28 protein-coding genes are annotated in these 26,275 nt (G+C 43.8%); 2 read left to right on the forward strand and 26 right to left on the reverse strand.

The window, feature by feature from the left end; translation table 11 throughout:
* The first annotated feature begins 266 nt into the window (after nucleotides 1-266).
* On the forward strand, nucleotides 267-686 hold the full coding sequence (locus MHH86_RS21640) for a hemerythrin domain-containing protein (RefSeq protein WP_036675981.1): 420 nt from the start codon (nucleotides 267-269) through the stop codon (nucleotides 684-686).
* 277 nt (nucleotides 687-963) lie between these two features.
* On the opposite strand, the gene MHH86_RS21645 is transcribed toward MHH86_RS21640, so the two are convergent.
* The 4 genes from MHH86_RS21645 to MHH86_RS21660 form a co-directional block, all read right to left on the reverse strand.
* Nucleotides 964-1,359 (reverse strand): DUF488 family protein, encoded by a 396-nt coding sequence (locus tag MHH86_RS21645; RefSeq protein WP_341286631.1) that lies wholly within the window; start codon nucleotides 1,357-1,359, stop codon nucleotides 964-966.
* 339 nt (nucleotides 1,360-1,698) lie between these two features.
* Nucleotides 1,699-2,052 carry a cyclic-phosphate processing receiver domain-containing protein gene (locus tag MHH86_RS21650; protein ID WP_076141343.1) on the reverse strand — a complete coding sequence of 118 codons (354 nt, stop codon included), beginning with the start codon at nucleotides 2,050-2,052 and terminating at the stop codon, nucleotides 1,699-1,701.
* Nucleotides 2,053-2,090: 38 nt separating this feature from the next.
* Nucleotides 2,091-2,867, reverse strand: a complete 777-nt coding sequence (locus MHH86_RS21655) for an RNA ligase family protein (RefSeq protein ID WP_076141344.1) — start codon at nucleotides 2,865-2,867, stop codon at nucleotides 2,091-2,093.
* Between the two features lie 418 nt (nucleotides 2,868-3,285).
* A complete protein-coding gene (locus MHH86_RS21660) occupies nucleotides 3,286-3,759 on the reverse strand; it encodes a hypothetical protein (protein WP_076141345.1) in 474 nt (157 codons plus the stop codon).
* Between the two features lie 386 nt (nucleotides 3,760-4,145).
* Between MHH86_RS21660 and MHH86_RS21665 the strand changes: the two genes are divergently transcribed.
* Nucleotides 4,146-5,888, forward strand: coding sequence for an ATP-binding cassette domain-containing protein (locus tag MHH86_RS21665; protein ID WP_342479419.1), 1,743 nt, complete (start codon nucleotides 4,146-4,148; stop codon nucleotides 5,886-5,888).
* A 181-nt stretch (nucleotides 5,889-6,069) separates the two neighbouring features.
* Here the strand turns inward: MHH86_RS21665 and MHH86_RS21670 are convergent, their stop codons facing one another.
* The 22 genes from MHH86_RS21670 to spoIIIAG form a co-directional block, all read right to left on the reverse strand.
* Complete coding sequence (locus MHH86_RS21670; protein WP_081383579.1) at nucleotides 6,070-6,924, reverse strand: IS3 family transposase; 855 nt, start codon at nucleotides 6,922-6,924, stop codon at nucleotides 6,070-6,072.
* Nucleotides 6,925-6,944: 20 nt separating this feature from the next.
* On the reverse strand, nucleotides 6,945-7,634 hold the full coding sequence (locus MHH86_RS21675) for a helix-turn-helix domain-containing protein (protein ID WP_076147889.1): 690 nt from the start codon (nucleotides 7,632-7,634) through the stop codon (nucleotides 6,945-6,947).
* Nucleotides 7,635-7,789: 155 nt separating this feature from the next.
* Entirely contained in the window at nucleotides 7,790-8,509 is a 720-nt protein-coding gene (locus MHH86_RS21680) for a hypothetical protein (RefSeq protein ID WP_342479420.1), read from the reverse strand.
* Nucleotides 8,510-8,791: 282 nt separating this feature from the next.
* Complete coding sequence (gene spo0A, locus MHH86_RS21685; RefSeq protein WP_036682806.1) at nucleotides 8,792-9,607, reverse strand: sporulation transcription factor Spo0A; 816 nt, start codon at nucleotides 9,605-9,607, stop codon at nucleotides 8,792-8,794.
* A 197-nt stretch (nucleotides 9,608-9,804) separates the two neighbouring features.
* Nucleotides 9,805-10,917: a SpoIVB peptidase gene (gene spoIVB / locus MHH86_RS21690; RefSeq protein ID WP_080742549.1), complete on the reverse strand. Its 1,113-nt coding sequence runs from the start codon at nucleotides 10,915-10,917 to the stop codon at nucleotides 9,805-9,807.
* Between the two features lie 138 nt (nucleotides 10,918-11,055).
* Nucleotides 11,056-12,783 carry a DNA repair protein RecN gene (recN, locus tag MHH86_RS21695; RefSeq protein ID WP_038572526.1) on the reverse strand — a complete coding sequence of 576 codons (1,728 nt, stop codon included), beginning with the start codon at nucleotides 12,781-12,783 and terminating at the stop codon, nucleotides 11,056-11,058.
* Between the two features lie 46 nt (nucleotides 12,784-12,829).
* Nucleotides 12,830-13,279 carry a transcriptional regulator ArgR gene (argR, locus tag MHH86_RS21700; protein ID WP_036682813.1) on the reverse strand — a complete coding sequence of 150 codons (450 nt, stop codon included), beginning with the start codon at nucleotides 13,277-13,279 and terminating at the stop codon, nucleotides 12,830-12,832.
* Between the two features lie 31 nt (nucleotides 13,280-13,310).
* Entirely contained in the window at nucleotides 13,311-13,757 is a 447-nt protein-coding gene (locus MHH86_RS21705; protein WP_076098663.1) for a hypothetical protein, read from the reverse strand.
* A 292-nt stretch (nucleotides 13,758-14,049) separates the two neighbouring features.
* Entirely contained in the window at nucleotides 14,050-14,949 is a 900-nt protein-coding gene (locus MHH86_RS21710) for a TlyA family RNA methyltransferase (protein WP_342479421.1), read from the reverse strand.
* 45 nt (nucleotides 14,950-14,994) lie between these two features.
* The gene (gene dxs / locus MHH86_RS21715; protein ID WP_036682816.1) at nucleotides 14,995-16,899 is read right to left on the reverse strand and encodes a 1-deoxy-D-xylulose-5-phosphate synthase; all 1,905 of its coding nucleotides are present in this window, start codon (nucleotides 16,897-16,899) and stop codon (nucleotides 14,995-14,997) included.
* Between the two features lie 99 nt (nucleotides 16,900-16,998).
* Nucleotides 16,999-17,946 (reverse strand): polyprenyl synthetase family protein, encoded by a 948-nt coding sequence (locus MHH86_RS21720; RefSeq protein WP_076098644.1) that lies wholly within the window; start codon nucleotides 17,944-17,946, stop codon nucleotides 16,999-17,001.
* Nucleotides 17,933-18,190, reverse strand: coding sequence for an exodeoxyribonuclease VII small subunit (gene xseB, locus MHH86_RS21725; RefSeq protein ID WP_036682818.1), 258 nt, complete (start codon nucleotides 18,188-18,190; stop codon nucleotides 17,933-17,935). The genes MHH86_RS21720 and xseB overlap by 14 nt, the downstream gene beginning before the upstream one ends.
* A complete protein-coding gene (gene xseA, locus MHH86_RS21730; protein WP_038572529.1) occupies nucleotides 18,168-19,547 on the reverse strand; it encodes an exodeoxyribonuclease VII large subunit in 1,380 nt (459 codons plus the stop codon). Before xseA ends, xseB begins: the two co-directional genes overlap by 23 nt.
* Nucleotides 19,548-19,558: 11 nt before the next feature.
* On the reverse strand, nucleotides 19,559-20,416 hold the full coding sequence (gene folD / locus MHH86_RS21735) for a bifunctional methylenetetrahydrofolate dehydrogenase/methenyltetrahydrofolate cyclohydrolase FolD (RefSeq protein ID WP_036682821.1): 858 nt from the start codon (nucleotides 20,414-20,416) through the stop codon (nucleotides 19,559-19,561).
* Between the two features lie 42 nt (nucleotides 20,417-20,458).
* The gene (nusB, locus tag MHH86_RS21740) at nucleotides 20,459-20,911 is read right to left on the reverse strand and encodes a transcription antitermination factor NusB (protein ID WP_036682824.1); all 453 of its coding nucleotides are present in this window, start codon (nucleotides 20,909-20,911) and stop codon (nucleotides 20,459-20,461) included.
* Nucleotides 20,912-21,168: 257 nt separating this feature from the next.
* Nucleotides 21,169-21,402, reverse strand: coding sequence for a DUF2273 domain-containing protein (locus MHH86_RS21745; RefSeq protein ID WP_036682825.1), 234 nt, complete (start codon nucleotides 21,400-21,402; stop codon nucleotides 21,169-21,171).
* A 15-nt stretch (nucleotides 21,403-21,417) separates the two neighbouring features.
* Complete coding sequence (gene amaP / locus MHH86_RS21750; protein WP_036682827.1) at nucleotides 21,418-21,957, reverse strand: alkaline shock response membrane anchor protein AmaP; 540 nt, start codon at nucleotides 21,955-21,957, stop codon at nucleotides 21,418-21,420.
* Between the two features lie 74 nt (nucleotides 21,958-22,031).
* The gene (locus MHH86_RS21755; RefSeq protein WP_076129649.1) at nucleotides 22,032-22,448 is read right to left on the reverse strand and encodes an Asp23/Gls24 family envelope stress response protein; all 417 of its coding nucleotides are present in this window, start codon (nucleotides 22,446-22,448) and stop codon (nucleotides 22,032-22,034) included.
* Nucleotides 22,449-22,563: 115 nt separating this feature from the next.
* Nucleotides 22,564-23,907: an acetyl-CoA carboxylase biotin carboxylase subunit gene (accC, locus tag MHH86_RS21760; protein WP_036682831.1), complete on the reverse strand. Its 1,344-nt coding sequence runs from the start codon at nucleotides 23,905-23,907 to the stop codon at nucleotides 22,564-22,566.
* Nucleotides 23,908-23,961: 54 nt separating this feature from the next.
* The gene (gene accB / locus MHH86_RS21765) at nucleotides 23,962-24,471 is read right to left on the reverse strand and encodes an acetyl-CoA carboxylase biotin carboxyl carrier protein (protein WP_036682835.1); all 510 of its coding nucleotides are present in this window, start codon (nucleotides 24,469-24,471) and stop codon (nucleotides 23,962-23,964) included.
* 147 nt (nucleotides 24,472-24,618) lie between these two features.
* Nucleotides 24,619-25,536 carry a SpoIIIAH-like family protein gene (locus MHH86_RS21770; protein WP_036682837.1) on the reverse strand — a complete coding sequence of 306 codons (918 nt, stop codon included), beginning with the start codon at nucleotides 25,534-25,536 and terminating at the stop codon, nucleotides 24,619-24,621.
* 67 nt (nucleotides 25,537-25,603) lie between these two features.
* Entirely contained in the window at nucleotides 25,604-26,248 is a 645-nt protein-coding gene (gene spoIIIAG / locus MHH86_RS21775) for a stage III sporulation protein AG (protein ID WP_036682839.1), read from the reverse strand.
* Between the last annotated feature and the right edge of the window lie 27 nt (nucleotides 26,249-26,275).

Consider the following 26,275-nt stretch of genomic DNA (forward strand, 5'->3'; position numbering starts at 1 on the left):
CAAAAAGCCTTTCCCACTGAGGAGAAAAGCTGTGTTCCTGCCGTTTACTTCCCGGGCAGAGGATCCCATTAGGGACTTCCCTCTATTTCGTCCGGGGAATTCCTTAGCGGGAATTCCTCTACAAATTCGTGTGCTATACTGGCAAGTGGAAACGGCTTTACCGTCCTTTTTTGAAGACGGTACCGTTTCAGCGAGAAGTAGAATGATCATTATCATATGAAACATATAGATTCTTATATTTTCGAAAAACGGGAGGATGAAGCAACATGCCAGGACCCTCACTACGCCAGTTGCATGCCCACCATGCCATTCATCAGGGCGGGCTCTCCGGCGCTGTAGCCAAGACCGAAGAAGTGGAAGAACTGCTGGAAGCGAAGGAATTTGAAGTGGCGCATCAGGCCGCCGAACATCTAATTGAGTACTGGGAGACGCGGATTATCAGCCATGCTGACGCGGAGGAAGACGGGTTCTACCAGGAAATGGCCGGGAAGAATCCTAACCTGCAAGACGCAGTTCTCGGGCTTACACGTGATCATGAATTATTGCGGATTATAGTAAAAGATGTCAAAGCATTGCTTGCGGAAGAAGGCCTCACTCCGGAGGTGCTTCACCAGTTCCACGCGCTGCTGGTTGTGAACGCGATTCATAGCCGGGATGAAGAACGTCTTCTGTTTGAGGAGGCTTGACCTCATTTCTAGCTTGCAGGATGGCACGCAAATCAGCTTTGTTAATCAGTAATTCTTGCAGCGTGTATTCGCCCAACAATGGAAGCGATGATTGGCGAACTGCCCAGGCTCGGGATGAAAGAAGAGCAAATTCATTATGAGTTTTTCGGACCGGCACTCCAATTGAACAACAATTTGATTATGAATCTATTCACCCAGCATCTAATTTTATTTATTAAAAAAAGCACACGGGCCTCCCTCGAAATCCTTAACGATTCGGGGGAGATCCGTGTGCTTTTTATCTGGAAAGCAGCCATTTATATAATACATTCGCATGATTATGTATTGGGTCTTTCGCGGCATATACCAACGTAACATCCTGTTTCAGCACCCGTTCACGGATTGTCGCTGCAAGTCTCACGCGCGTCGGATCTTCCTCCAGTTCCCGGATATAACGGTCACTAAATGCCGCAAAACGCTCCGGCATGTGGTCAAACCATTTGCGCAGCTCCGGGCTTGGAGCAATCTCCTTCATCCATTCGTCTAATGCCGCCTGCGGTTTCGTAATTCCGCGTGCCCACAGCCTGTCCACCAGTATCCGGTACCCGTCCTCCGGAGCCGCCGGCTCATAAATCCGCTTCAGACATATAGAGTACTGATGTTCATCTAAATTGCGGCAGGTATTCACCAACATGTAGTCTCCCTCCTGGTATCCATACTGGAACGGACCGTTGTCCAATTGCTGTATCGAACGTGCGGTCAGCTATTCCAAAAGAGCGATTTCTTAGTACACTGAATATACCATGGAACAAATTTTCCTGCCAAGGACAGTAACTTGGAGGGAATGTGGTACCGTAAACAGGTTGATTGCCGATTAAATCCTAAACCATGTAGAAGAGCCTCACAGAATTGCATTTACTGGTCAGAACTATTATCATATCCATCGTTGCTAAAAGAACTAATAATATTATTCCACTCCGTTTTTTTATTGTTTCGTACTAATAGCTTCATTCCATAATAAAGAATCCTCTTATTAATCTCCACTATATTTATTAACGGTTACGGGATAATAGTAAATTTCTATATCTTCATTTATAAAACCTCTACGTTGAGCAGCCAATAAGGTCTCGTACATATTCCTTCTTCCTACAGGATTATCCGTATGATGATATATCTTATTCGCCCTTAAACCATGCTCACAAAAGTATTTTACGAAATCATACCCATTCTTTAGTTCAATTCCATCGGCGCCTTCACCTAAATCATGGTCAAGAGTTAGGATATTCACTTCATTATTTTCAAATAGTTTAACAGCATCTTCAAATGTCCTTGCCAAGGTGAATCCTTCTGGACAGTCTCGTAAGTCATCAAGATAAACATTTATCATATCGAACCTCAATTTTTGGCAAAATGTTTATTTTTCTATTACTTTCTAAACGTTCTTTCATAATCTTCAAGCCGTATTTTTCTAATTTGTTTACGATCCGTTGTTCTAACAATGATTCCTTCTGATTTGCCTGTTGCGTCGATTCCTACTTGAGTATTCTCGAATCTTTTTAAATAAGAATATGTACTCTCAAGAGAAGTTGGAAACTCGGAACCCTTTATGGTTTCAAGAAGTGGTGCGGACTGCAAATCCATGCTTTCAATAAATCTCTTCTTCTCAATTTCATCATAAAATGGTTGATTTCCGTGATCACGCCACACCGCAATTTTCTCCTGCGATAACTCAAGAAGTCTATATAATTCATCCTTATTCAAGGAGAACATATCAAATACACGATACCCTTGAGTTTTTCTGTCAGAATAGTTCTTGGATGCTTTAGTTTTTCCTCCATAAGATTCCTGATAAATTACGGTTAATGCCCAGTCAGCCTTAGGAAAGATATCTGCAATTACTTTTTCTGCTAACGGCTTAAGAAATTCCGCAATGTTCCCATAAGGATTACCGATTCTATCTCCTTTTGCATATAACAATTCTTCTCTGGAACCAATTAGATAATCAACTTCATTAACATCATTTTTTAATAAAATGATCCTTGAATTTTCACCATCAACTTTTTCGTAAACAAAAATATCGTCTAATTCTGCGAAGCCTCTTGACTCCGTTAAAACATCATTTAACCGACCTCGTTCACCTAGTTGATGATATGTAAGAATGCTAGGGTACTTTGTTAAAGAATTAATTTTCTTTAAATCCATAAACTATTCTCCCACTTTCAAATTCAGTTTATATGACTCTTGCTCTTATAAACATAAACCAAAGATAATCAAGGAATATTTTACCACTGATTACGTGTTCACATGTTATTCCTGATGGGATTGTCATAAAGAGTTCTCCTTATTTGATTACCAATTTAATTTTGAAGATAGGTATCATCAGAATCTACGAAATCACTTTGTGGTTTACGCATGAGGTTTATACCTTCAATACGTTACATTCACTAATACGACAAATTAATATTTTCATAATCTTCTACCCATTCTTTTCATCATCCGTTAATGGTAATGTTGGAGCAGCAAAGAGGGTTCTTATATGTATTTTCAAGTGATACTCATGTAATAGAAAATCAGCAAAATAAGAACATGAAAATAGTTGTAAAAAACTAATAAATCTTCTTTAATAATCTGATTCAAATATTGTTTCGTTTTTATCATTTGAGAAAATAATTTTTAATTGAGCAGTCGGATTCCAAATTCTACTATCTTTTATAATTAGATATTTTCCACCTGTATATTCATACTCACGAGTTTTACTGTCAATCACTACTGAAAATGTTTTAGCATCTTTTAAAACTTGCGTATTATTAATTACAAGGCCAATTGAACCTTTCTCCAAACCACCAATAACGATCTCATCTCGTATCATACCCGTAGATTTAGTATAGTCAGAAGCACTACGATAAATATAAATATAGGGCAAGCTAAAAATGTAATATTCCTCGTCGTTTAACTTTTGTATAGAAACATAATCCAAATTTTCATTTTCGATAAATTGATCTAATTCTTTTTCAGTGATTGCATTCCAGCTACATCCTGACAAAAAGAAGAATACACAAAAAGATAGAATTACATATCTCAAATGAAATTTCATATTCCCTCCATAATTTTAATATTACACTTAAGTTATTTACATCTGTAGCTATGATTCTCCTTAATAAATTCAAGCATGTACGTATCTTAAAAAAAACAAAGGATTTATTCTTACTAAATCCACTATAACATTAAATGGAATATTTTCCGCAGCTTATCTTCTACCAAGGCAATAAATTCCGAGTTGTAGCCATAAGGTATTTATAGGTTTTATGACCATAATTTAATAGTCTGTAAGATTGTATTATCAGATGATTTTAACACCTTTAATGCGAAATGATTGAAGTTGCTTGTAAACAGTGTTACTCTATCAACGGTAAACTCAAAATCTGTGCTCTTCAATACATCTTATAATAGTCACTATTTTTAGTTAAGAAAGGTAACACTATGATAAAAGTTGATAACTTATCCTTCGCATTCCCGCAAAAAGACCTATATAAAAACATTTCATTTACGCTTGAAGAGGCACAACATTGCGCTTTTATAGGAACAAGCGGCAGTGGTAAAAGTACACTGATCGATATACTAATGGATCCAGAAAAATATTTGTTCGAAGGCAAGCTAGAGATGGACCCAACCTGCAAAATTGGGTATGTAAGTCAGTTTTCGCAACTAGACAAATCTAAAGAAACAACCGTTTTTGAATATATAGGAGAAGAATTTATTAAGATACAAAATGAAATAACAGCTATTCTCACTGAAATGGAAACATCATCAGATATTGATTCATTACTCGAAAAGTATCAATTAGCTCTAGATGCCTTTGATTTAATGGATGGAAATGATTTTGAAAGCAATATTAATAAGAAACTAAATTTAGCCAACCTCTTGAAACTAAAAGATGCTAGGGTATCCGACCTAAGTGGTGGGGAATTCAAGCTTATTCAAGTGATGAAGGAAATGCTGACTAATCCAGACTTAATGATTATGGATGAGCCCGATGTATTTTTAGATTTTGAAAACCTAAATGCACTTAAAAATCTTATTAATGCTCACAAAGGAATATTGCTAGTGGTTACGCATAACCGTTATCTATTGAATCATTGTTTTAACAAAATTATACACCTTGAAAATATGGAGATCCAAGAGTTCGATGGGCGATATATTGAGTATAACTTCTCATTACTTCAGACGAAAATTGAGTTACAAGAAATCGCAGTCGCTGAACAAGAAGAGATAGAGAGATACGATAACATTATTGATAATCTTAGAGCGATCGCAACCTATAATTCAGAAGCATCTAGAGGAAGAGCGTTAAAAGCTAGGGTTAAGTTTCAAGAAAGATTGGAAGCGCGAAAAATTAAAGCGCCATTCGTTGATATTAAGCAACCAAAAATCAGTTTTGGTGTGGACAATGAAATTGAAGAAGACATCACTGTTTTAAATGTGAATAATTATAGTGTTTCCTTTGATGAGTTGATTTTAGAAAATGTTAACTTTGAGATGAAACCTACAGATAAAATAGCCCTTATCGGTCCAAACGGTACCGGGAAAACGACTTTACTCCGAGATATCTTTAAAAATAATCATGATTCAATTAAAATGAATTCTGATATTAAAGTGGCTTATCTTTCTCAGCTTCAAGACGAAGTGCTAAAGGATTCTAATACCATACTAGAAGACTTCATCGATGCCGGGTTTGCAACTTATGACGAGATTAGAGCACATCTTTCAAACTATGGCTTTGAAGGAGAAATTCTTAATCAAAAGATAGAATCTTTATCTGGTGGCGAAAAAAATATACTGCAATTGGCAAAAGTTTCTGCTAGCAAAGCAAACTTATTGCTTCTTGATGAACCGACAAGCCATTTAGACACCTATACACAAATCGCACTGGAGAAAGCCATTGAAGACTATAAAGGTGCGATACTCATGATTTCTCATGATTTCTATTCTGTAGTAAATGGGATGGATTATGTACTAATCATTGACGATAAGACGATTAGAAAAATGAGTATGCGAAAATTCAGAAAGATGATTTATGCCAGTCATTTTGATAAAGATTATTTAGAAAATGAACAAAATAAAAAAGCAGTTGAAATGAAAATAGAATTAGCTTTAAAAGACAATAATTTTGAACTTGCAAAAGGTATGGTTGATGAGCTAGAAGAGCTGATTAAGTTGCTTTAAATTCCAACCCTCTGAATGAAATGATTACAAGAACGATGAAATAAAATGTTGGTGGAAAAGTATCCAAAAAAAAGACACTGATGAATAGATTGAAGTGCTCCCTGTCAAGTGGACAGTGTAAAAAACAAAAATAGTTAGTTTAGATACCTCAGTTCGTATTGCCAGAACTGAGGTATCTTCGTTATGCAGCTCGTCGGTATTCGCTAGGTGACAAGCCATCCAAACACTCTGTGTAGCGGTAATTATTGTAGTAGTGAATATATTTGCTAACCTCTGTGAGGACATCATCATAGGTGTCATACTTTGTAAGATAATAGCTTTCTGACTTGTATGTACCCCAAAAACGCTCAATAGGTTGGTTGTCCAAACACCGACTCACACGAGACATGCTTTTCTTAAATCCGTATTTTACATGAAGTCGGTTGTACTCATGAGACGTGTACTGGAAGCCTCTGTCGCTTTGTAAAAGAGGGGATACGCCAGGATTCTTCGCGTAAGCCCTCTTCAACGTATCCATCACGAGTTTATTGTTGTTGGAATGGCTTAATACCCATGAGACAATGGAATTATCATATACATCAATAATAGCGCTCAAATAGGCTTTGCGCCCATTCCCGTACTTCAGTTCAGTCACATCTGTACACCATTTTGAATTAGGAGAATTGGCATCAAAGTTACGGTTCATTACATTTTCAACTACATGGATCTCCGTAGCTTTCACATAACTCGCTCGTTTTCTGCGAATGACTGCTTTAAGCCCAAGAGCACACATAATTCGGTAATAACGCTTTTTGTTGTACTGCTTTTTGAGCTTTCGGTTTAATTGCGTGCGCATTTGACGATAGCCAAGAATCCCTTTTCGCTTGTCATATCGTAGCTTTACTTCTTTCGCTAACGCACGAGTTTCAAGTTCTATGCAAGAGGGTTTCCATTTTAACCACTTGTAATAGGCAGATCGAGCAACCCCAGCTAACGCACACAACTTCGTAATTGCGTGACCTTTTTCTTTGTTCAGTTCTTGAATCGCTTGATACAAGTTTACTTGTCGAACGAGGGTTAGCGTGTATTTCGTCGCTTGATCTCCGCCAACTTTTTTGCGAAGTCATTCTCCATCTCTAGGTATTCATTTCGCGCTTCTAGCTCTTTAATCCGTAGTTTAAGGCGGTCATGCTCATCTAGTTCTTCTACAGGCTTTTTGCGACCGCGATTGTCCTGAAGAGCCTCCTCGCGGCCAACTTGATATTTCCGAACCCATGCGTAAACTTGCTGATAAGATACTCCGTACTTTTCAATCGCTTTCTGATAATCCAATCCATTAGCGATGGTATATTGTGCAATTTCAATGCGTTCTTCGAAAGTTGTTTTACGTCCTTGGTTCATATGAGATAGTCCTTTTCCTGTATGTGTAGGTTTCAATTCTATCTCATTAGTATACTTGGTAATCCATTTTGTCAAAACACTTCTGCTTGAAATATAATGCTTGTTTGTCACCTCTTCAACGGAGCAACGACCAGACAACACTTCGTTAACAGCAGCAAGCTTCAATTCCTTTGGGTATGATTTCCATGTTCTCGATTCTCTCAACCCGTCCAAACCATCTGCTTTATATTTCCTAATCCATTCTCTAACTGTGTGTGAACTAAGACCTAGCTGCTTTGCCTCATAGTTTGGATTTGACTTGTGCTCAAGGCACAGCCTTACGACATGTAATTTTACTTTTAAAGATGTTGGACTTCTATTAGACATTAGAAAAACTCCCATCATTGTAGCAGTAGAAGTTTTTGTTTTTTCTACTGTCTACTATGATGGGAGCTTATCAGATCTCAGTGTCTTTTTACTGCATTGATTTTATTGATAGCTCATGCCGCGGACACTCTGATTGATATAACTATAATGAAGTATCATGAGAAATTTTTATCAAAACAGTCTTTAGTCTCGCATTTAATTTTATACCATTGATAACCATAATCCGATAAGTTTGGTAGGATCAATAATTTGTTACCACAGCGGATACAATTATTTTCTGATAAATTGCCGTTCTTATAGTCCACTAAGTAACCTTCTGCTAGTTCTACTTCCTTAATGATATTTTCTAGAGCAACATCGCTTATATCAAAAGGGGTCATATCTCCTCTATTTGCATGGATAGAGCGTGAAAAAGCTCCAAATCCACCAACCAGTTCGTGGTGATGCGTATTAATCCGTCCCCCACCTCTCTCAAATAATTTGATCATCGGTTCATATATATCTGGAAACTGCAATGCGATATTGTCGCGCGCATCAAGCAAAGAGCACCAGCGTAAATAATGTATACTTATTAATTTCATAAGCATAATATCAATTTTATTAAAATTCGGACACGTTTCTAAGAAACTGTCCCACTCATTTTCCTCCATCTTAAAACCTAATAACATATCCATTCCTATGTATATACTTGCTGCTTCCTTTGAGATAAACTGCAAAAACACGCCGACTCTACGGTAATACTCTGCAATCAAATTAGCATCTGCTTCATATTCACCCTTAGATCTTACTTCTTCGTATCTTTTTTTTGAAATTTCAATGTATAAATTCGCATCAATATTCCTAATTCTTTCAACACCTGATTCGTAATAATTCATGAAGATTCCTCCGACTTAACTCATAAATGTAGTTCTGTATCTGGATAGAAAATTAGTTTATCTAACCAGTTCGCCCGATTGTTCTATGTCCCTGCTTGAGTTTCACCATTTATAAGATGGCTAATCTTTAAATAAAAACAAAACCCAATAAACCAAAAAGGTTTATCGGGTGAGATGGAAAAAGTTTATCGGCTTCAAAACAAGTTTATCGGTTTTTATATACTGACTGTAAACACCTACCATCAACCTACAATCCCTTACCCCGCACTACCCCTAACCCTTTCAACTAACCTTATGTTCAATCCGCAGCTTGTCTGCTACCATGGCAATAAATTCCGAGTTAGTAGGCTTAGATTTGGAGATATTAATGGTGTAACCGAATAAATGGCTGATGGAGTCGATGTTCCCACGTGTCCAAGCCACTTCAATCGCATGGCGAATCGCCCGTTCTACGCGTGAAGGCGTGGTTTTGAACTTCTCAGCGATTGCTGGGTAGAGCGTCTTCGTAATCGCACCAAGGATCTCGATATTGTTATATACCATGGTGATCGCTTCACGCAGGTACTGATAGCCCTTGATATGCGCTGGGACACCGATTTCATGGATGATCGAGGTAATGTTAGCGTCGAGGTTCTTGCCCTTAGAGAGCGGTACTACATTCGATCTGGACGTCGACGAATAATTGTACATGTTGGAGGAGGAGCTCATGCTGCCTTGAGAGCCGACAAGCTGACGTACACGATTTGCCAGGACCTCCATATCGAACGGTTTCAAAATATAATAGGATGCACCAAGCTGTACAGCTCTTTGAGTGATGTTCTCCTGACCAAAAGCAGTCAGCATGATGATCTTCGGTTGAGGATTCAGATCCATATCACGTAGACGTTCCAATACACCTAGGCCGTCTAAATGCGGCATGATGATATCAAGAATAAGAACATCGGGAATTTTACGCGCTTCGCTAAGCATTTGAAGCACTTCTTCACCATTGTAGGCGATACCCGTTACGGTCATATCTTCTTGCTCAGAAATGTACTCGGAAAGCAAATTCGTAAATTCCCTGTTATCATCGGCCAACAACACTTCAATATTCTGCACTGGCTGCTTCCTCCTTAATTATATCTGCTATTCGAAAATAACATTTTTTTCTTGTCTCTTACGTTTTCGACATGGAGATCGAATTCCCTTCTGTCGAAAATTATTTTTCTTTATTTTTTTTCTGCGTTGGATTATAATTAAATATTTTATCTCAATGTTCGAGGTTCTTCGTAATCGTTCGACAAAAAATCTTAAGGCTAAACCGCCTTAAGATTTAATGAATACCTATTCTCCTGTTTGGTCACACCTGAATCTTGAAGCATCCATTCGATGAAGCACCCATAACCGGACTTAGGATCATTTACAAATACATGAGTTACGGCTCCGATGAGACGGCCATCCTGTACAATAGGACTTCCGCTCATGCCTTGAACGATACCGCCTGTCTTATCGATAAGGCGTGGATCAGTGATCCGCAGCACCATTCCTTTAGTGGCTGGCGTTTGCTGATGTGCTACATGAATGATCTCAACCTTAAACCGCTCCACCTGCTGTCCGTCAACTACAGTTAGGATCTCAGCAGGACCTTCCTTGACTTGATCACTCATCGCCACGGGAATCGGTTCTTTGTAAAGACTGTGCTCGGGATTGGAGCTCATTTTACCGAAGATGCCGAAGTCAGTATTACTCTCCACATTTCCAAGCACTTGGCTTTCTTTCAAAAAATGCGCTCGTTTCTCGCCCGGATCGCCATCCTGGCTTTTGGATATGGAGGTTACACTGGACTGAACAATATGACCACTGCCTACAACAATTGGGGTACCGGTATTCATGTCTGTAATCACATGTCCCAAAGCTCCATATACACCTTGCTCGGGAGCATAAAAAGTTAATGTGCCGACACCCGCTGCTGAATCACGAATGTACAGGCCTAACCGCCACACTTTGTCATGAATGTCATACGCGGGCTTTAGCTTAGCTGTATGCTCTTTACCTCCGCGTTTGAAGACAATGGTCAAGGGGTTATTCGCTTTACCAGCACGATCCACCAGCTTGGCCACCTTGGACAACTCATCCAATTTCTCACCATTCATGGAGATCATCAGATCACCCGGCACTAAACCGCTGACCTCTCCTGGGGAAAGCTTAGATTTCTCGGATACTTCAATCAGATGATGACCAACAACCAAAACACCTGCTGATTTCACTTTCACACCGATCGTTTGACCTCCCGGGATCACCTTAAGCTCGGAATGAATTCCTTGTGCAGTCACCTTGGCTGGTTCACCATGCAGTGGTGCAGCAGAACTTAGATTTGTTCCCGTTATGCCCGATAAACTAAGAAAGAAGGCAAATAAAAGGCCTGGCATTAACTTCCTGAGGTTAGGCTTCAATGGCTGTCACGCTCCCTTTTGCTTCTTTCGCTTGACGAAAAAGGTGGTCGCCAATTGCGTACCTATAAGATAACCTTGCCCCCAGGCTTTTATTACTGTCAATCATTGCTCCGCTTAGCTTGTTGCAGCCTTACTTGCCTCGGCCAGATTAAGCATTTCCTGCGAGTGGTGCAATGTTTTTTCGGTAATTTCTACGCCACCCAGCATCCGGGCCAGCTCCATTACACGTCCATCGTTTGTTAGGGATTCCACTTCAGTCATGGTTCTTCCATCCTCAACCTTTTTGCGGATTAAGTACTGATGGTCAGCCATACAAGCCACCTGCGGCAAGTGAGTAATGGAGAACACCTGACAGGTAGAGGATAGCTTAAACAGCTTATCTGCGATGGACTGAGCGGCTCTGCCGCTGACACCGGTATCCACTTCGTCAAAAATCAGAACTGGAATTGCATCATGGCGCGCAAAAATACTTTTCATTGCCAGCATAATACGCGACAGCTCACCACCAGAGGCGATTTTGCCAAGAGGTCTCAGGGGTTCGCCCGGGTTAGGGGATATCATAAATTCTGCGCTGTCTATCCCTTGTCTTGTGAGGCGAATACGCCGACCATTGTATTCCACTCCACGGGGGTCCTCCAGCGTGTCTAATTTGACCTGCAACGAGGTTCTTTCCATTTGAAGGTCTTTAAGCTCACCCTCCACTTGGGTGGCCAGATCAGCAGCACAAAGCTTGCGTGCTTCACTTAATTCCGTAGCTGCTTCCATTAATACAGACAGCAGCGAATCGCGCTTCGCCGTCAGTTTCTCCAGATATTCATCTTTATTCTCAAGCAAATCAGTTTCCCGGTGAATTTGTTCATAATAAGCCAAAATCTGTTCTACACTCTCTCCATATTTACGTCGGAGTCCAGTGATCAAATCCAGGCGATTCTCGATTTCTTCAAGTCGCATCGGATTGAACTCGATATTTTCCCGGTAATCACGAAGCTGAAAAGCAGCATCCTCTAGCTGGTAATATGAGGACTGCAGCTGTTCGAGCACTGTTCGCAGACCCTTCTCATCGTAACGAACTGCATCCTCAAGTCTGGAAATGACATTACCGATCGATTCCAAGCCTTGTCTGTCGTAAAGCAGCTCATATGCACCCGATACGGAATCCATCATTTTCTCACTGTGGGATAGTTTGACCCGTTCTTCGGTAAGTAATTCATCTTCTCCCGGTTTTAATCCGGCGGATGAAATTTCTTCAAGCTGAAAACGATATAAGTCGAGCATTTGGTATGCCTTCTGGCTGGATTCCTGCAGCTCTCGCAGCTCTTTCTCCACCTTCGCGAAGGCAGAATACCTTTCCTGAAAAACTGCCTTTAGCGGACCAATAATCGGTTCTCCGTATGTATCCAGCAGTCCCAGATGCCGTTCCGCCTTCAGCAAGTTCTGGTGCTCATGCTGGCCGTGTATATTAACCAGCTGCTCGCCGATCTCGCGAAGCATGGTAAGATTGACCATCTGTCCATTTACACGTGATGTACTTTTACCTTGAGAGGTAAGCTCGCGCCGTATAATAAGATGCTCCTCGCGCTGGGCCTCAATGCCAAGACGCTCCAAAGTCTCCCAAACGGGATGACCGCTGGGAAGACTGAAGAGCGCCTCCATCTCCGCTTTTTCACAACCATAACGAATGGAATCCGCTGAACCGCGGCCTCCAACAATCAATCCAAGCGCATCAATAATAATGGATTTACCTGCCCCGGTCTCTCCCGTAAGCACGTGGAAGCCAGGATAAAAATGCACATCAACCGCCTCAACGACGGCAAGATTGCGTATAGACAAGGTTTCTAACACTAATAGAGCACCTCCGAGAAGATGACAGGCATCTGATTAATTATAATTAAGAAATATAACCCATGATTTGTGAAATTACAGTCTTACTGTCCTCAGGTAAACGGCAAATAATAAGGATTGTATCATCACCAGAAAGGGTTCCCATAATTTGCGGCCAGTCAATATTATCAATCAAAGCAGCGACAGAGTTAGCCGTACCTGGTAAACATTTCATCACCACAAGATTAGCCGAGGAATCGATCTGCACAAAATTATCCACAAGAACGCGCTTAAGCTTCTGAATGGGATTGTACCGTTGATCCGTTGGAAGTGAATATTTATATCTTCCATCATCCATGGGTACCTTGATGAGCAACAGCTCTTTTATATCTCGAGATACTGTGGCTTGCGTAACTTGAAAACCTGATTCACGCAAGGCTTCCACAAGCTCGTCCTGTGTCTCGATATCCTTTTGTGTAATAATTTCACGAATCTTAATATGTCGTTGTCCCTTCATTGTTGCCTCCTGGTATATAAAAAATATGGACTCAGTTTGATTCTCCGTCGTCTTTGCCAAGCTTAATTACATGGATCGATGCTGTTGCTACATTAACATATAGAACGCCGCTGCATTCCGGATAGATCAGCAGGTAGGGAAGCAAGGTATCACGTAAGCCGCTGCCAGTGAAATCCAAAGGCTTGCGTGGTCTGGAAAGGATAACTAAATATAACGATCCTTCCTCTTTTGTCGCCACATAATCTATAAATAACCGGCTATACATCTGCGCCCCATTTACGTTGAAAGACAAGGGGATTTTTAATTTCCCTCCAACGACCTCATATCCTTCATCCTCAAGTATATCAATAGAGGGATGTGGAATAATCACTTTATTGAACGGAATCTGATCCTTCATAAAAGAACGCGGAGAACTCTGCAGCCATACATATATCCGATATATTATAAAAATCGATAATGCTACCCCAATAAACGCCATAACGACCTTGTCAGAGCTACCCGCCACTATCAATCACCTCGGTGATTTATTCGCGTGAAGCCCTGGTAAATCCTGCTTCTAAGCTGTCTTTTTACGAGCTTTCCGCATAATTGATATTATTCGCTAATTCAGCAATTTACAATTACAACGAGCACAGTAAATCCAAAAAAGATTCAAAATATAAAGACCCGGATTTTATACCGGGTCTTTATTTTAATAAATTCAATCCATTTGAGCAAATCTGCAAAACACCCCGCTGACCATTTGAGGTTGACGGGGTGTTCATAAAGCTCTAGCGGCGCGGGGAGTTTCCATGAGTAGAACTCACATTAAAAGTACCCGTAGCCTGCTTAATCACTTCATCAGCAAGGGAAGCGAAGTCCTCCACTGGAATGACTGCAACAGCAGCTGCCGGCTGTACGGATACTTCTTCGCCTTCCACCACTTCTGGCGTCAGTCTCCAGTGAGCAAGAAACTCAATATTGCCTTCTCCGCCTGTAATTGGTGAAAAGGTTAATCCATGTAGACCGAATCCTAACTCTGCAGCCATAGTCAGTACATTAATCAATACCTCTTTATGGACCGCGGAATCACGAATCACACCTGATTTTCCAACCTTCTCACGCCCAGCCTCAAATTGCGGCTTGATGAGTGCAGCGATATCTGCTGGACGTTGCAGCAAGGCTTTGAGGGGTGGGAGAATTATTTTTAAGGATATAAAAGAAACATCAATACTGGCAAAGTCCGGAACAGGACCCTGCAAATCTGAAGGTGTCATATACCGGAAGTTCGTACGCTCCATGACGCTCACTCGCTCATCATTACGCAGTGACCAATCCAACTGGTTATAGCCAACATCAATAGCGTACACATGGCTTACGCCATTCTGAAGCGCACAATCTGTGAAGCCGCCAGTAGAAGCACCAATGTCCAGCATGTTCCGTCCCGTAAGATCAATATTAAATTGGCGAAGAGCCTTCTCCAGCTTTAGGCCCCCACGACTGACATACGGATGCACAGAGCCTTTAACCTTAAGGGTAGACTCCCGCGAAACCTTCATGCCAGCTTTTTCAATACGTTCCTCATCCGCGAGCACCAACCCTGCCATAATAGCAGCTTTAGCTTTCTCCCGGCTTTCATAAAAACCTTGCTCCACAAGCAGTACATCTATCCGTTCTTTACGGTGTTCCATGGTCATCTCCCGATCGTTCAAGGGTTACTAATTTCCGGCTTCCACTTAGGAAGACGAAGTCGTTTTGTAATTATAAGCACTTAGAGCCATCATGGACTTGATACGTGCACATAACGCTTCTACGGTGAGGCCTGTTTGCTGACGTTGTTCTTTAATGGAGCCATGCTCCACGAAGATGTCGGGCACACCCATCAGATGTACACGCGCGTCATAAATTTCATGCTCCGCGTAGAATTCCAATACCGCACTGCCGAGACTTCCCGCTTGGCAAGCCTCTTCAATAACAACCATATTGGTTCCAGCATGAGCCAAATCAAGAAGCATGGAGTTATCAAGCGGCTTCAGGAAACGCGCATTCACAACACCCACCTGAATCCCTTCCCGCTTCAGCAAATCAGCGGCTTCTTCAGCCACTTGAACCATAGGACCACATGCCACTACAGCATATCCTTCTCCTGTACGCAGTCGTTCCCATGATCCTATAGGAAGGGTATGCAGTTCAGCATCCATTGCCACGCCTGTTCCGTTAATACGCGGATAGCGGTAAGCAATTGGACCGTCATTATATTCAAGTGCCGTCTTCATCATATGACGCAGCTCATTTTCGTCTTTTGGCATCATCATAACCATATTAGGGATATGGCGCATAAAAGCAACATCGTACACACCCTGATGAGTCTCACCATCCGCACCCACAAATCCAGCACGGTCAATGGCGAACATAACATTGGCGTTATGGCGGCAAATATCATGGACGATCTGATCATAGGCACGCTGCATGAAGGTAGAATACACGGCGTATACCGGTTTCATCCCTTCCATAGCCAAAGCTGCACACAGGGTTGCTGCATGCTGCTCGGCAATCCCGACGTCAATCATGCGATCCGGAAATTCCTTCGCAAAAGGAAACAACCCTGAACCGCCTGGCATCGCAGGGGTAACTGCAATCAGGCGCGAATCTTCACGTCCCAGCTCAATCAGCGTACTGCCAAATACTTCGGTATACATTGGAGGACCTACAGCTTTAAGTGCCTGACCCGACTCAATTTTGTAAGGGGAAATGGCATGCGATTTATAGAAATCAGTCTCAGCCGGTTTGTAGCCCTTGCCTTTGGTCGTCAGCACATGCACAAGCACAGGACCCGCCACGTTATCTGCTTGATGGAAGGTGTCGATCATTTTCTCCAGATCATGTCCATCCACTGGCCCAAGATACGTAAAGCCAAGCTCTTCAAACAATACTCCGGGTACCATCATATATTTAAGACTGTTTTTTAACTGTTCAGCGGTTTTCGCTAATCGTCCACCGATGGCCGGAATCTTCTTAAGCAGCCCTTCAACCTCGTCTTTAGCACGCAAATAATGACGGTCCGAACGAATTTTGCTTAAATAATTGTGCATCGCCCCTACATTCGGAGCAATCGACATTTCATTATCGTTCAAAATAACCATCAGCTTACGCTTCTCATGGCCAATGTGGTTAAGCGCTTCAAAGGCCATCCCGCCGGTAAGCGCACCGTCACCAATCACGGCAATTACCTTGTTGTCTTCGCCTTTAAGATCACGAGCCATAGCCATCCCCATCGCTGCCGACAAAGAGGTGCTGCTATGTCCAGCTTCCCACACATCATGTTCGCTTTCAGAGCGCTTAACAAAGCCGCACAATCCCTGATATTTGCGCAGGGTATCAAAGCGATCTTGACGGCCGGTCAGTATTTTGTGGACATAGGCTTGGTGGCCAACGTCGTAGATCATTTTGTCACGAGGACTGTTGTAGCAATAATGTAAGGCCAGCGTGAGCTCCACCACCCCCAGATTAGAACCGAGGTGCCCGCCGGTTGCTGTAAGCTTCTCAATCAGAAATCGTCGAATTTCCTCTGCAAGAGTAGTTAATTCTTCGACTGACAGTGATTTCAGTTGTTGTGGATCATTTATTTGTGGAAGCAGCACGAATAGTTCCCCGCTTTCCTAGATGTTGTAAAATATATAAAAACCATTATAACACAAACGAAACGGCTGTCGAAATACAGCCGCTTCGAAAGTTCAAACTTAGTGATCACGTGCCATTAAATAATCTGCAATTTCCAGCAGGCGCTGGTTGTCGTAAAAACCGCCATTCAGCACAGCATTTTGAGCTGCTTCTGTAAGCTGCTTCACCTCAGCACGAGATTCCTCTAACCCAATAAAATAAGGGTAGGTTACCTTCTGCTGTTTGATATCGCTGCCTGTTTTTTTACCAAGCTTGCCTTCATCTCCAACCAAATCAAGAATATCATCCTGAATTTGAAAAGCGAGTCCGATGCTTGTGCCAAAATCACGCAGAGCTTCAAGCTGCTTCTCTGTTGCCCCTGCGATACGTCCGCCGGCTAACAACGAAAAGATAATTAAATCTCCGGTTTTATGCAGATGAATATACTTCAGCTGTGCAAGATCTGTTAGTCCTTGCTCGCCTTCCATATCTGCTATCTGACCGCCGACCATGCCGCGTGGACCCGCCATTTCCGCCAGATCCTCCACTATGGATAAAACATTATCAGCAGGGATGCCAAATTTACGGGAGGCTTGTACCACACTGTAAAAAGCATGGGTCAAAAGCGCATCACCCGCAAGAATAGCTGACGCTTCACCAAAGACTTTATGATTCGTCAGCTTACCGCGCCGATAATCATCATTATCCATGGCAGGCAGATCATCATGAATCAACGAGTAGGTATGTACCATCTCAATAGCAGCAGCAACAGGCAAGGCTGCTTCACGGCTGCCTCCCAGTGATTCACAAGCAGCGATCACAAGCAGCGGCCGGAGGCGTTTGCCCCCTGCCATTAGCGAATACTTCATCGCTTGCTGTAAATTTTCTGGAACCGTCCATGCTGCGGGAAGAATAGTCTCAAGCTCCTGTGAGAGCAAATCACTTATCGATGCGATGTAATCCTCCAGCGGCTGCCGCATGCTTTCACTTGCGGAGCTTCCCTCCAGATCATTCTCAAAGCGATTCATCGGCGTCCCCTTCCAGACGTGCACCAAACGGCTTTTTGCGCAGTTCTCCGTCCTCTTGGGTAATCATTTCGATCTTACGCTCTACTTGTTCCAGCTTGCTGCCGCAAAGCTGCGACAGCTTCATGCCCTGCTGAAATAAATCGATGGCCTTCTCCAGAGGAACGTCGCCGTGTTCAAGCTCACGAACGATTTCCTCCAGTCGGTCCATAGCGCCTTCAAAATCAAGTTCCGCTTCCTTCGTCATCGTCTTTGCCATCCTCCTTCATCCCCCATACTTGGCAGTTCAGCTGTCCGTCATTCATCTTTATCACCACAAGATCGCCAAGCTGCACTTCGGTCAGCGATTTGATTAAATGTTCTTCCGCCTCGTCATACACTAAGCTGTAGCCGCGCGACATTACTTTTAGCGGGCTCAGCGCATCCAGGTGACGAATCTCTGCCACATAGCGAGATCGCTTCTCCTGCAAACGAGCCTGCATAGCGCCCATTAACTCACGGCGCATGCTGTCCGTGCGCTGACGTGCTGCGGCAACACTGTCGCGCGGATGGAACCGCTGCAGACTGTGATGCAGCACCGCCTTACGCTCGCGGGAACGGCTGAGCCGTGCATCCGCTGAGCGCTGGAGCCGCTCACGCAGCATGTCCAGCCGCTGCGTGTGCTGAATCAGCGTCCGGCGCGGGCCTGCCAGCGCCAGCGAGCGCTGCAGCACCGAGTGGCGCTCGCGTCCACGCTGGGCGCGTTGTTGCAGCGCTTGGCGCAGCCGCTGCTGCAGCTGGCGAAGCTGCGCAGCTAGCTCGCCGGCGTGAGGCACGGCCAGCTCAGCGGCCGCTGTGGGCGTAGCCGCGCGGAGGTCGGCGGCGAAATCGGCAATCGTGAAATCGGTCTCGTGGCCGACGGCCGAGATGACCGGAATCCTTGATGCCGATATCGCTCGCGCGACTTCCTCCTCGTTGAATGCCCACAGCTCCTCCAGCGAACCGCCGCCGCGGCCGACGATAAGCACGTCGGCTTCACCCATGGCGTTCAGCGCACCAATCGCCTTCACTATCGAAGGCGCAGCGCCTTTGCCTTGCACCAGTACGGGATAGATTACAATAGCTACCTGCGGAAACCGCCGCTGAAGCGTAATCACAATATCTCGTACAGCTGCTCCTGTTGGGGAAGTAATCACACCAATACACTTCGGGAACCGCGGCAACGAACGCTTGCGAGCTTCTGCAAAAAGGCCTTCTTTTTCAAGCTTGCTCTTCAGCTGCTCATAGGCCAGATATAAACTGCCAATCCCATCAGGCTGCATATGTGTGGCGTAGAACTGATATTGCCCATCCCGTTCATAAACGGTCACATTACCTCTGGCAATTACCCGAGCGCCTTCTTTCGGAATAAAGGGTAGCCGCTGGTTATGAGAAGCGAACATAATCGCTTTAATGCGGCTGCTCTCGTCCTTAAGTGTAAAATACATATGCCCGCTGCCATGATGTGTAAAGTTGGATATCTCTCCGCGAATCCACACATCCGAAAGTAAATTATCCGAGTCTAGCTTCATGCGGATATAACGGTTGAGTTCTTTGATCGAATAAACCTGCCGCTCTGCCGCCATGAATCTTACCCCTATTCCAGGCCGTGACGGCGTTTAGCCGCAATCAGCGTGTTGCTCATCAGCATTGTAATAGTCATCGGACCAACCCCGCCTGGAACAGGCGTGATGTATCCGGCAACTTCTTTTGCACTTTCATAATCAACATCACCTGCGAGTTTACCGTTATCCAGACGGTTCATGCCCACATCGATGACAACAGCACCCGGCTTCACATAGGAAGCATCAATGAAATTAGCTCGTCCGATCGCTACAACCAAAATATCCGCTTGACGGCTAATCTCTTGCATATTAGCTGTACGGGAATGGCACATAGTTACGGTAGCATTTTCGCGTTGCAACAAGAGGGAAACTGGCTTTCCTACAATATTGCTACGACCAATTACAACGGCATGTTTACCTGCCATACCTGTTCCTGTACGTTTGATCAGTTCGATTACTCCTGCAGGAGTACATGGAAGAAGACTGTCGGCACCGATGACCAGGTTGCCTACATTGACAGGGTGAAAGCCGTCTACATCCTTTTCCACGGAGATTGCATCAATAACAGCCTTCTCCTCGATATGCTTAGGCAATGGGAGTTGAACCAGAATTCCGTCGATATCATCGCGTCCGTTTAGCTCTGCTACCAGTGCCAGAAGTTCTTCTTGAGAAGTGGATTCATCCAATTTATGCACTTCCGAATGGAATCCTAAGCTGATACAAGATTTCTCCTTATTGCGAACATAAACCTGAGATCCCGGGTCTTCACCTACTAGAATAACAGCCAAACCGGGCTTTACGCCGCGTTTCGCCAGTTCAGCAACCTCTTGGGCAATGCTAATACGAATTTCCTCGGATACTTGTTTACCACTGATGATTGCTGCTGTCATGTTAGTCTCTCCCCTTTTATATACTTTACTATGGTTTATAAATTAAGAATGGTCAGCTTTAATAGTATCTATCTCTTGGATCATCTTGCCGAGTACTCCGTTAACAAACTTCCCGGAATCATCCGTTCCAAAATGCTTGGCCAAATCGATCGCTTCATTCACCGCAACCTTCGCAGGCACATCATTGGCGAACACCATTTCATACGCTGCTAAACGTAGAATCTGACGATCCACACGTGACAGACGGCTCATTTGCCAGCCCTTCAGGTAATGTTCAAGTATATCGTCGATCGCTACCTTGTGCTCCCATACCCCATTCACATGCTCTACCACATAGTGTTTAAGCTGAATCTCGTCCGTGATTACACGTTCGGTTTCATTCTCTTCTGAAGCTTCCTCGAGCAGCATTTCTACGGCTTCCGCGCTTTCCACATCGTTCATTTCCATCTGATACAGGCTTTGGACAATAATCTCTCTAGCTATACGTCTTTTCATGTGTTCCTCCTAAAATCTTATATCGCATTAAAATATTCACTTGTACTGCAACAACGTCTACAACCCAAATATCGCTTCACACTTATTCATTCTTTCCCTAATCCTGTGAGGATTATTGCACAAAGCGAAGATACCTTCAGAGGAAGCTCGCAAATATACCTATCCCTTGTCGCAAAAAAACCGCAAAGCCTTTCTTCCGGGGGCAACGGACAACACAAACTTACGGTTTCCTGCTCCGGGAAAAAGACTATCGCGGTTCACTTAAAGGGACGCCAGCGTCCGGATAATCGCGAAACCAACTCCTGCCATTGAAACAGGGGCGCTTGCGCGGTATCCTTTCTTTTGCCGAGCGTATATCCGATGAACACTACCAGTGCAAAGAACAGCATATCCCAAAAACCGCAAATTAAATAAATCAAACCCAGACCAATGCCGAAAGTCACTCCGGCGATTCTACCCCCGTGACTTTCCCATACTTCTTTCCAAGACATAAGGGAAACTCACCTCTATTCCACTCGACTTTTGAAGCTTGGAGACTGCGTGAGGTTAGCAATATATACAGACACATCAGCAACCGGAATGCCGGTTGTCTCCTGCACGAAATCATGCACCTGACGTTGTACTTCTGTGGTAAGCAGCGGTAATGAATGCTCACCGTCGACTACTGCACGAATTGTAATTTCAAGGCCAGCCTGCGAGACACGAATACGTGACTTGAGATCTCTGATTCCCTTCACTTTACCGGCAGCCTTAAGACTCAGATTCTCAATAGTTTCCATTGAAATCTGGATATCCCCATACTCTGTACGCTGATCGACCGAAGGCAATGAAGCGCGATCACGGCGCAGAGAGATGTAGAAAAATCGGATGCTCAGAAGGAACAAGACAACTGCTACTATTATTGCTGTAATATAAGCTGCTGGTCCATTCTCAATCTCCAAAGTTCTAGGAATCGCACCGCTTAAGAGGAGGATGGCAATAACAGATAGTATTCCGATACTTAAGCTGTAGACAAACAGCAAAAGTCTGTCCAAAATTTTTGCCACGAGTCTCATAACCTCCTTAAATTAGAGTAAACCCTCGACTTTGCTGTCGGGGGTTTATGGAAGAACGATGACTGCTATTTCACACGAAGAATCGTTTCTGTTTCTTCGTTCTTGTCTACAGTGTTGTTGTTCTTGAATTGCACATCATGAATATGCACATTCACTTCCACAACAGTCAGACCAGTCATAGTCTCGATGGAGCGCTTAACATTACGTTGAATTTCAGCAGCCACTTCAGGAAGGCGATTGCCATATTCAATAATTACAGAAACATCCACCGCAGCTTCACGTTGTCCAACCTCTACTTTAACTCCTTTGGACAGATTCTTACGTCCAAGAAGTTCAACAATACCACCGGCGAATCCGCCGCTCATACCTGCTACACCTTTAACCTCAACGGTCGCCAGACCTGCAATAACCTCGATTACTTCAGGAGCAATCTGGATTTCACCGATTTCCGTCCGTTCGTATTCTGTCGGCAATGTACTCATTTTAGACTTCACACCTTTCAAGAAAGATTGTTCATGATTTCAAGCGTAAAGCACGTCTCTTATTAAACATACTATATCATTTGACGAACTTTATGACAAACAAACCGAAGTCGTCCTAAATTTCATACTCTTCAAGAAACTTAATGTCAAAGTTACCATCCAAAAATACAGGATGCTCCAACAGTTTCTGATGGAAAGGGATGGTGGTATGAATGCCTTCCACGGCGAATTCAGCCAAGGCGCGCTTCATCTTCGCAATCGCTTCCTGACGTGTAGGAGCCCATACAATCAGTTTTGCAATCATAGAATCATAGAAAGGGGAAATTGTATATCCTGGGTACGCCGCACTATCTACACGAACGCCAAGGCCTCCTGGTGGCAAATAAAAGCCGATTTTTCCTGGTGAAGGCATGAAATTACGCTCAGGATCTTCAGCATTTATACGGCATTCAATGGACCAGCCATTAATCACGATATCTTCCTGAGTGAATGACAGCGGATTGCCTTCTGCTACAGAGATCATTTCCTTAATCAAATCCACACCTGTAACCATTTCTGTTACTGGATGTTCAACCTGGATACGGGTATTCATCTCCATGAAGTAGAACTGTCCATCCGGTCCAAGCAGGAATTCAAGTGTTCCGGCTCCCGAATAATTAACGGCAAGTGCTGCTCGAACTGCTGCATTACCCATTGCTTCACGAATTTCAGGTGTAAGCACTGAACAAGGTGCCTCTTCAATCAGCTTTTGGCGACGACGCTGTACGGAGCAGTCCCGTTCACCTAAGTGCACTACATTGCCATGTTTATCTGCAATAATCTGAATCTCCACATGCTTCATGCCTGTTAGGAATTTCTCCAGATATACACCAGCGTTACCAAACGCCTTTTGTGCTTCCTGTTGTGCAGCAGTGATCTGCTTCACCAAAGATTCCTCGTCCTCAGCAATCCGTATTCCCTTACCCCCGCCACCCGCAGTAGCCTTAACGATGATTGGGTAACCAATATCGCGGCCCAGCATGACAGCTTCCTCTACATCGCCTACAAGACCATCTGAGCCCGGGATAATCGGAACTCCAGCCAGTTTCATGGTTTCCTTCGCCACAGCCTTGTCACCCATACGGTTTATGGCATCTGGAGAAGGTCCTATGAAGATAATATTGCAAGATTCACAAATCTCTGCAAAATCCGCATTTTCAGCTAAAAATCCATAGCCAGGATGGATGGCATCACATTCCGTTAAGGTGGCTACACTCATAATATTTGTAAAGTTCAGATAGCTGTCCTTGGCCGGCATCGGACCGATGCAGTAAGCTTCATCAGCCAACCGGACATGCAGTGAATCCCGGTCGGGTTCCGAATAGACCGCGACGGTGGAAATGCCCAGTTCACGGCAGGCCCTAATAATGCGGACCGCGATTTCGCCGCGGTTGGCAATCAACACTTTTTGAATGTTCATGCGTTTCCTCCCAAAGTTTTGCGAAGCTTCCGCTCCTTAAGTAGTCTGCGGTATTTATTCCGGTTTAACCAAGAATAGTGGTTGACCATATTCTACAAGCTGACCGTTCTCAGCAAGTACAGACACGATTTCACCTTTGATCTCCGCTTCCAGCTCATTCATCAGTTTCATCGCCTCGATAATGCAAACCGTTGATTTTTCACTTACACGGTCTCCAACATTAACAAACGAAGGCGTTTCCGGAGAAGCGGCACTATAAAAGGTCCCCACCATTGGAGACACAATTTTATGTAGTTTGCCTTCATCAGCTGCTTGTGGCTGCTGCGCTGGAGGAACTTCACCAACTACCGGATAGGATACTTGCGGTACGCTCTGCGGCTGCGGGGCAGGCGTAAAGGGATAGGCAGCATAAGGAGTCGCCTGTACTGCTGTTCCATCAGCTTCAGGGCGATCCGGTTTGCGAATTGCAAGCTTCATTCCTTCGCTTTCGATCTCCAACTCATGTACAGAGGAGGTCTGGTCCAGCAATTTAATCAATTCCTTAATTTCGCTCAACTTGAACATATATCAGTTCACTCCTTCAGCTTTCTCTCGAAGCCACTTCTTAAGCGGACAAGATAACTTTATGTATTATATCACAATCGGTAAAAATGGAAAGAGCCCGGGGCAACCCGAGCTCTTTCGTCATTTTTCTTTTAATTTTACAGCTTATTATTGCTCGGAAACGTATTGTACACTAATTTTATCTTGAGATACACTGAGTTCCTTCATTACGAGATCCACGATACTAACCGCTTGTTTTACATCCAGTTTGTCGCTGAGAACAACCACTTTGTAGCTGTCTCCAGCTTCTTCCTTTACAATCGCTTCTCCATATTTTTGTTGAAGCTGTTCTTCGATACCGGTAATTTTGGATTCTTTTTCTTCAAGATTGAGAAGTTGTTCTTGAGCGACTGCGTTATCAGCAGGTGTTTTATCCATGTCATTAATCAAAGCAAGCAAGTCTTGTTGGTTCTTAAGATTCTTTTGCTCACGTTCATAAAGGTAGTTAGTGAACATGCTGCTCGCCGATACACTTTGAGAAGCTACTTCATCGAGAATTTCTTTGTCATTTTTGGCTGGAGTCTTGGTGGTTGTATTTGCGGCTGTATCTTTAGCAGATGTATCTGTTTTCGCGGCATCTTTAGCAGCAGTGTCGGTTGTTGCCTTCTCTGAGTCACTGCTATTTGCGGCAGCTTTACTGCTATCGTCCTTAGCAGCTGTAGTTGTACTGTCGTCCGTTTTAGCAGTAGTAGTGCTATCATCCGTTTTAGCGGTAGCAGCACTGTCATCCGTTTTGGCGGCAGTAGCGCTGTCGTCCGTAGTAGCGGCGCCAGTAGTGCTATCTACAACGCCTTCATCAGCAACAACATCGCCTTGACTAACAACTTCGTTCACAACAACACCTTTGTCACCAACCGTTGGCAACGCTGCACCTGCTGTGTCTTTCAGGGAATCAACCTGCATTGTGCCAGCCGTGTCTTTTGGAATCGAAGCACCTGAGTCTTCAGTGAATAAATAGTATGCAGAGAGGACCACCATCAAGCTGAGCATAGAAACCAACCATATCGTTTGTCTTTTGCCGTTCATTCCATATTCCTCCTAAAATTTAATCTAGTGGCTGCTTCGGAAGCACTCACTTATTGACTTTCTCCTGCTACTCTTGTTTGCGTGGTACTACTGAAATGCGCTGGATCGGGACGTTCAAGCCTTTTTCTATAGCCTGCTCGACGAGTCCACGAACAACCTTGTTCTCTGCCCCTTTGGCAACTACCAGTACGCCGCGTACCTGAGGTTTAATCCGCTTCGTCACAATGGGTGTTTCGTCCCCTGATTGCGAGTAGGTTACGATTTCGCCATCCCTCGTATATTGTGTCGTATGACGTTTTCCCCCACTGGCATCCGTCTCTTCACTAAGCTGCTGGGAGTCATTCATATTACGCACCACGACAATTTCTTCTGTAGACTCCACTGTAACCATGATATCGACTGTACCAACGCCAACGATTTTCTCCAAAATCTCCTTCATCCGGTTCTCCATCGCTAGTTCGATGCTGTCGAACGAATTGGTTGTTGTGGTTGGATCACTCTGCACCAACGCCGTTTGTGAGGACTGATTCAGCGGCGGCTCGCGCCCTGTATTCTCGTTATCAATCCTCTTCACATTGACGAAGGAATTGAATAGCATGATCGCTGCGCCCAGCAGTCCCAGAATGATCAGCCAGCGAAAGGTATGACTTCTCTTCGGACTGCCGGCCCCACCCCCAGCCCACTGCTCAAGCTTTTTCAGCCAATTGCCCACTCCCATCCCTCCTAAAAATTATAGTTA

The organism is Paenibacillus sp. FSL F4-0097, assembly GCF_038593125.1.
Lineage (GTDB): Bacteria > Bacillota > Bacilli > Paenibacillales > Paenibacillaceae > Paenibacillus_AQ > Paenibacillus_AQ odorifer.

Excerpts from the sequence above, each read along its gene's own strand:
- MHH86_RS21675 (WP_076147889.1), bottom strand. The coding sequence starts at position 7,634 with ATGTCTAATAGAAGTCCAACATCTTTAAAAGTAAAATTACATGTCGTA.
- MHH86_RS21680 (WP_342479420.1), bottom strand. The coding sequence starts at position 8,509 with ATGAATTATTACGAATCAGGTGTTGAAAGAATTAGGAATATTGATGCG.
- MHH86_RS21710 (WP_342479421.1), bottom strand. The coding sequence starts at position 14,949 with ATGGAACACCGTAAAGAACGGATAGATGTACTGCTTGTGGAGCAAGGT.
- nusB (WP_036682824.1), bottom strand. The coding sequence starts at position 20,911 with ATGAAAAGACGTATAGCTAGAGAGATTATTGTCCAAAGCCTGTATCAG.
- accC (WP_036682831.1), bottom strand. The coding sequence starts at position 23,907 with ATGAACATTCAAAAAGTGTTGATTGCCAACCGCGGCGAAATCGCGGTC.
- argR (WP_036682813.1), bottom strand. The coding sequence starts at position 13,279 with ATGAAGGGACAACGACATATTAAGATTCGTGAAATTATTACACAAAAG.
- xseB (WP_036682818.1), bottom strand. The coding sequence starts at position 18,190 with ATGACGAAGGAAGCGGAACTTGATTTTGAAGGCGCTATGGACCGACTG.
- spoIVB (WP_080742549.1), bottom strand. The coding sequence starts at position 10,917 with ATGCCAGGCCTTTTATTTGCCTTCTTTCTTAGTTTATCGGGCATAACG.
- MHH86_RS21705 (WP_076098663.1), bottom strand. The coding sequence starts at position 13,757 with ATGGCGTTTATTGGGGTAGCATTATCGATTTTTATAATATATCGGATA.
- MHH86_RS21665 (WP_342479419.1), top strand. The coding sequence starts at position 4,146 with ATGATAAAAGTTGATAACTTATCCTTCGCATTCCCGCAAAAAGACCTA.
- MHH86_RS21640 (WP_036675981.1), top strand. The coding sequence starts at position 267 with ATGCCAGGACCCTCACTACGCCAGTTGCATGCCCACCATGCCATTCAT.
- MHH86_RS21720 (WP_076098644.1), bottom strand. The coding sequence starts at position 17,946 with ATGAATCGCTTTGAGAATGATCTGGAGGGAAGCTCCGCAAGTGAAAGC.
- MHH86_RS21655 (WP_076141344.1), bottom strand. The coding sequence starts at position 2,867 with ATGGATTTAAAGAAAATTAATTCTTTAACAAAGTACCCTAGCATTCTT.
- MHH86_RS21660 (WP_076141345.1), bottom strand. The coding sequence starts at position 3,759 with ATGAAATTTCATTTGAGATATGTAATTCTATCTTTTTGTGTATTCTTC.
- folD (WP_036682821.1), bottom strand. The coding sequence starts at position 20,416 with ATGACAGCAGCAATCATCAGTGGTAAACAAGTATCCGAGGAAATTCGT.
- MHH86_RS21745 (WP_036682825.1), bottom strand. The coding sequence starts at position 21,402 with ATGTCTTGGAAAGAAGTATGGGAAAGTCACGGGGGTAGAATCGCCGGA.
- MHH86_RS21650 (WP_076141343.1), bottom strand. The coding sequence starts at position 2,052 with ATGATAAATGTTTATCTTGATGACTTACGAGACTGTCCAGAAGGATTC.
- xseA (WP_038572529.1), bottom strand. The coding sequence starts at position 19,547 with ATGGCGGCAGAGCGGCAGGTTTATTCGATCAAAGAACTCAACCGTTAT.
- MHH86_RS21755 (WP_076129649.1), bottom strand. The coding sequence starts at position 22,448 with ATGAGTACATTGCCGACAGAATACGAACGGACGGAAATCGGTGAAATC.
- accB (WP_036682835.1), bottom strand. The coding sequence starts at position 24,471 with ATGTTCAAGTTGAGCGAAATTAAGGAATTGATTAAATTGCTGGACCAG.
- MHH86_RS21770 (WP_036682837.1), bottom strand. The coding sequence starts at position 25,536 with ATGAACGGCAAAAGACAAACGATATGGTTGGTTTCTATGCTCAGCTTG.
- MHH86_RS21645 (WP_341286631.1), bottom strand. The coding sequence starts at position 1,359 with ATGTTGGTGAATACCTGCCGCAATTTAGATGAACATCAGTACTCTATA.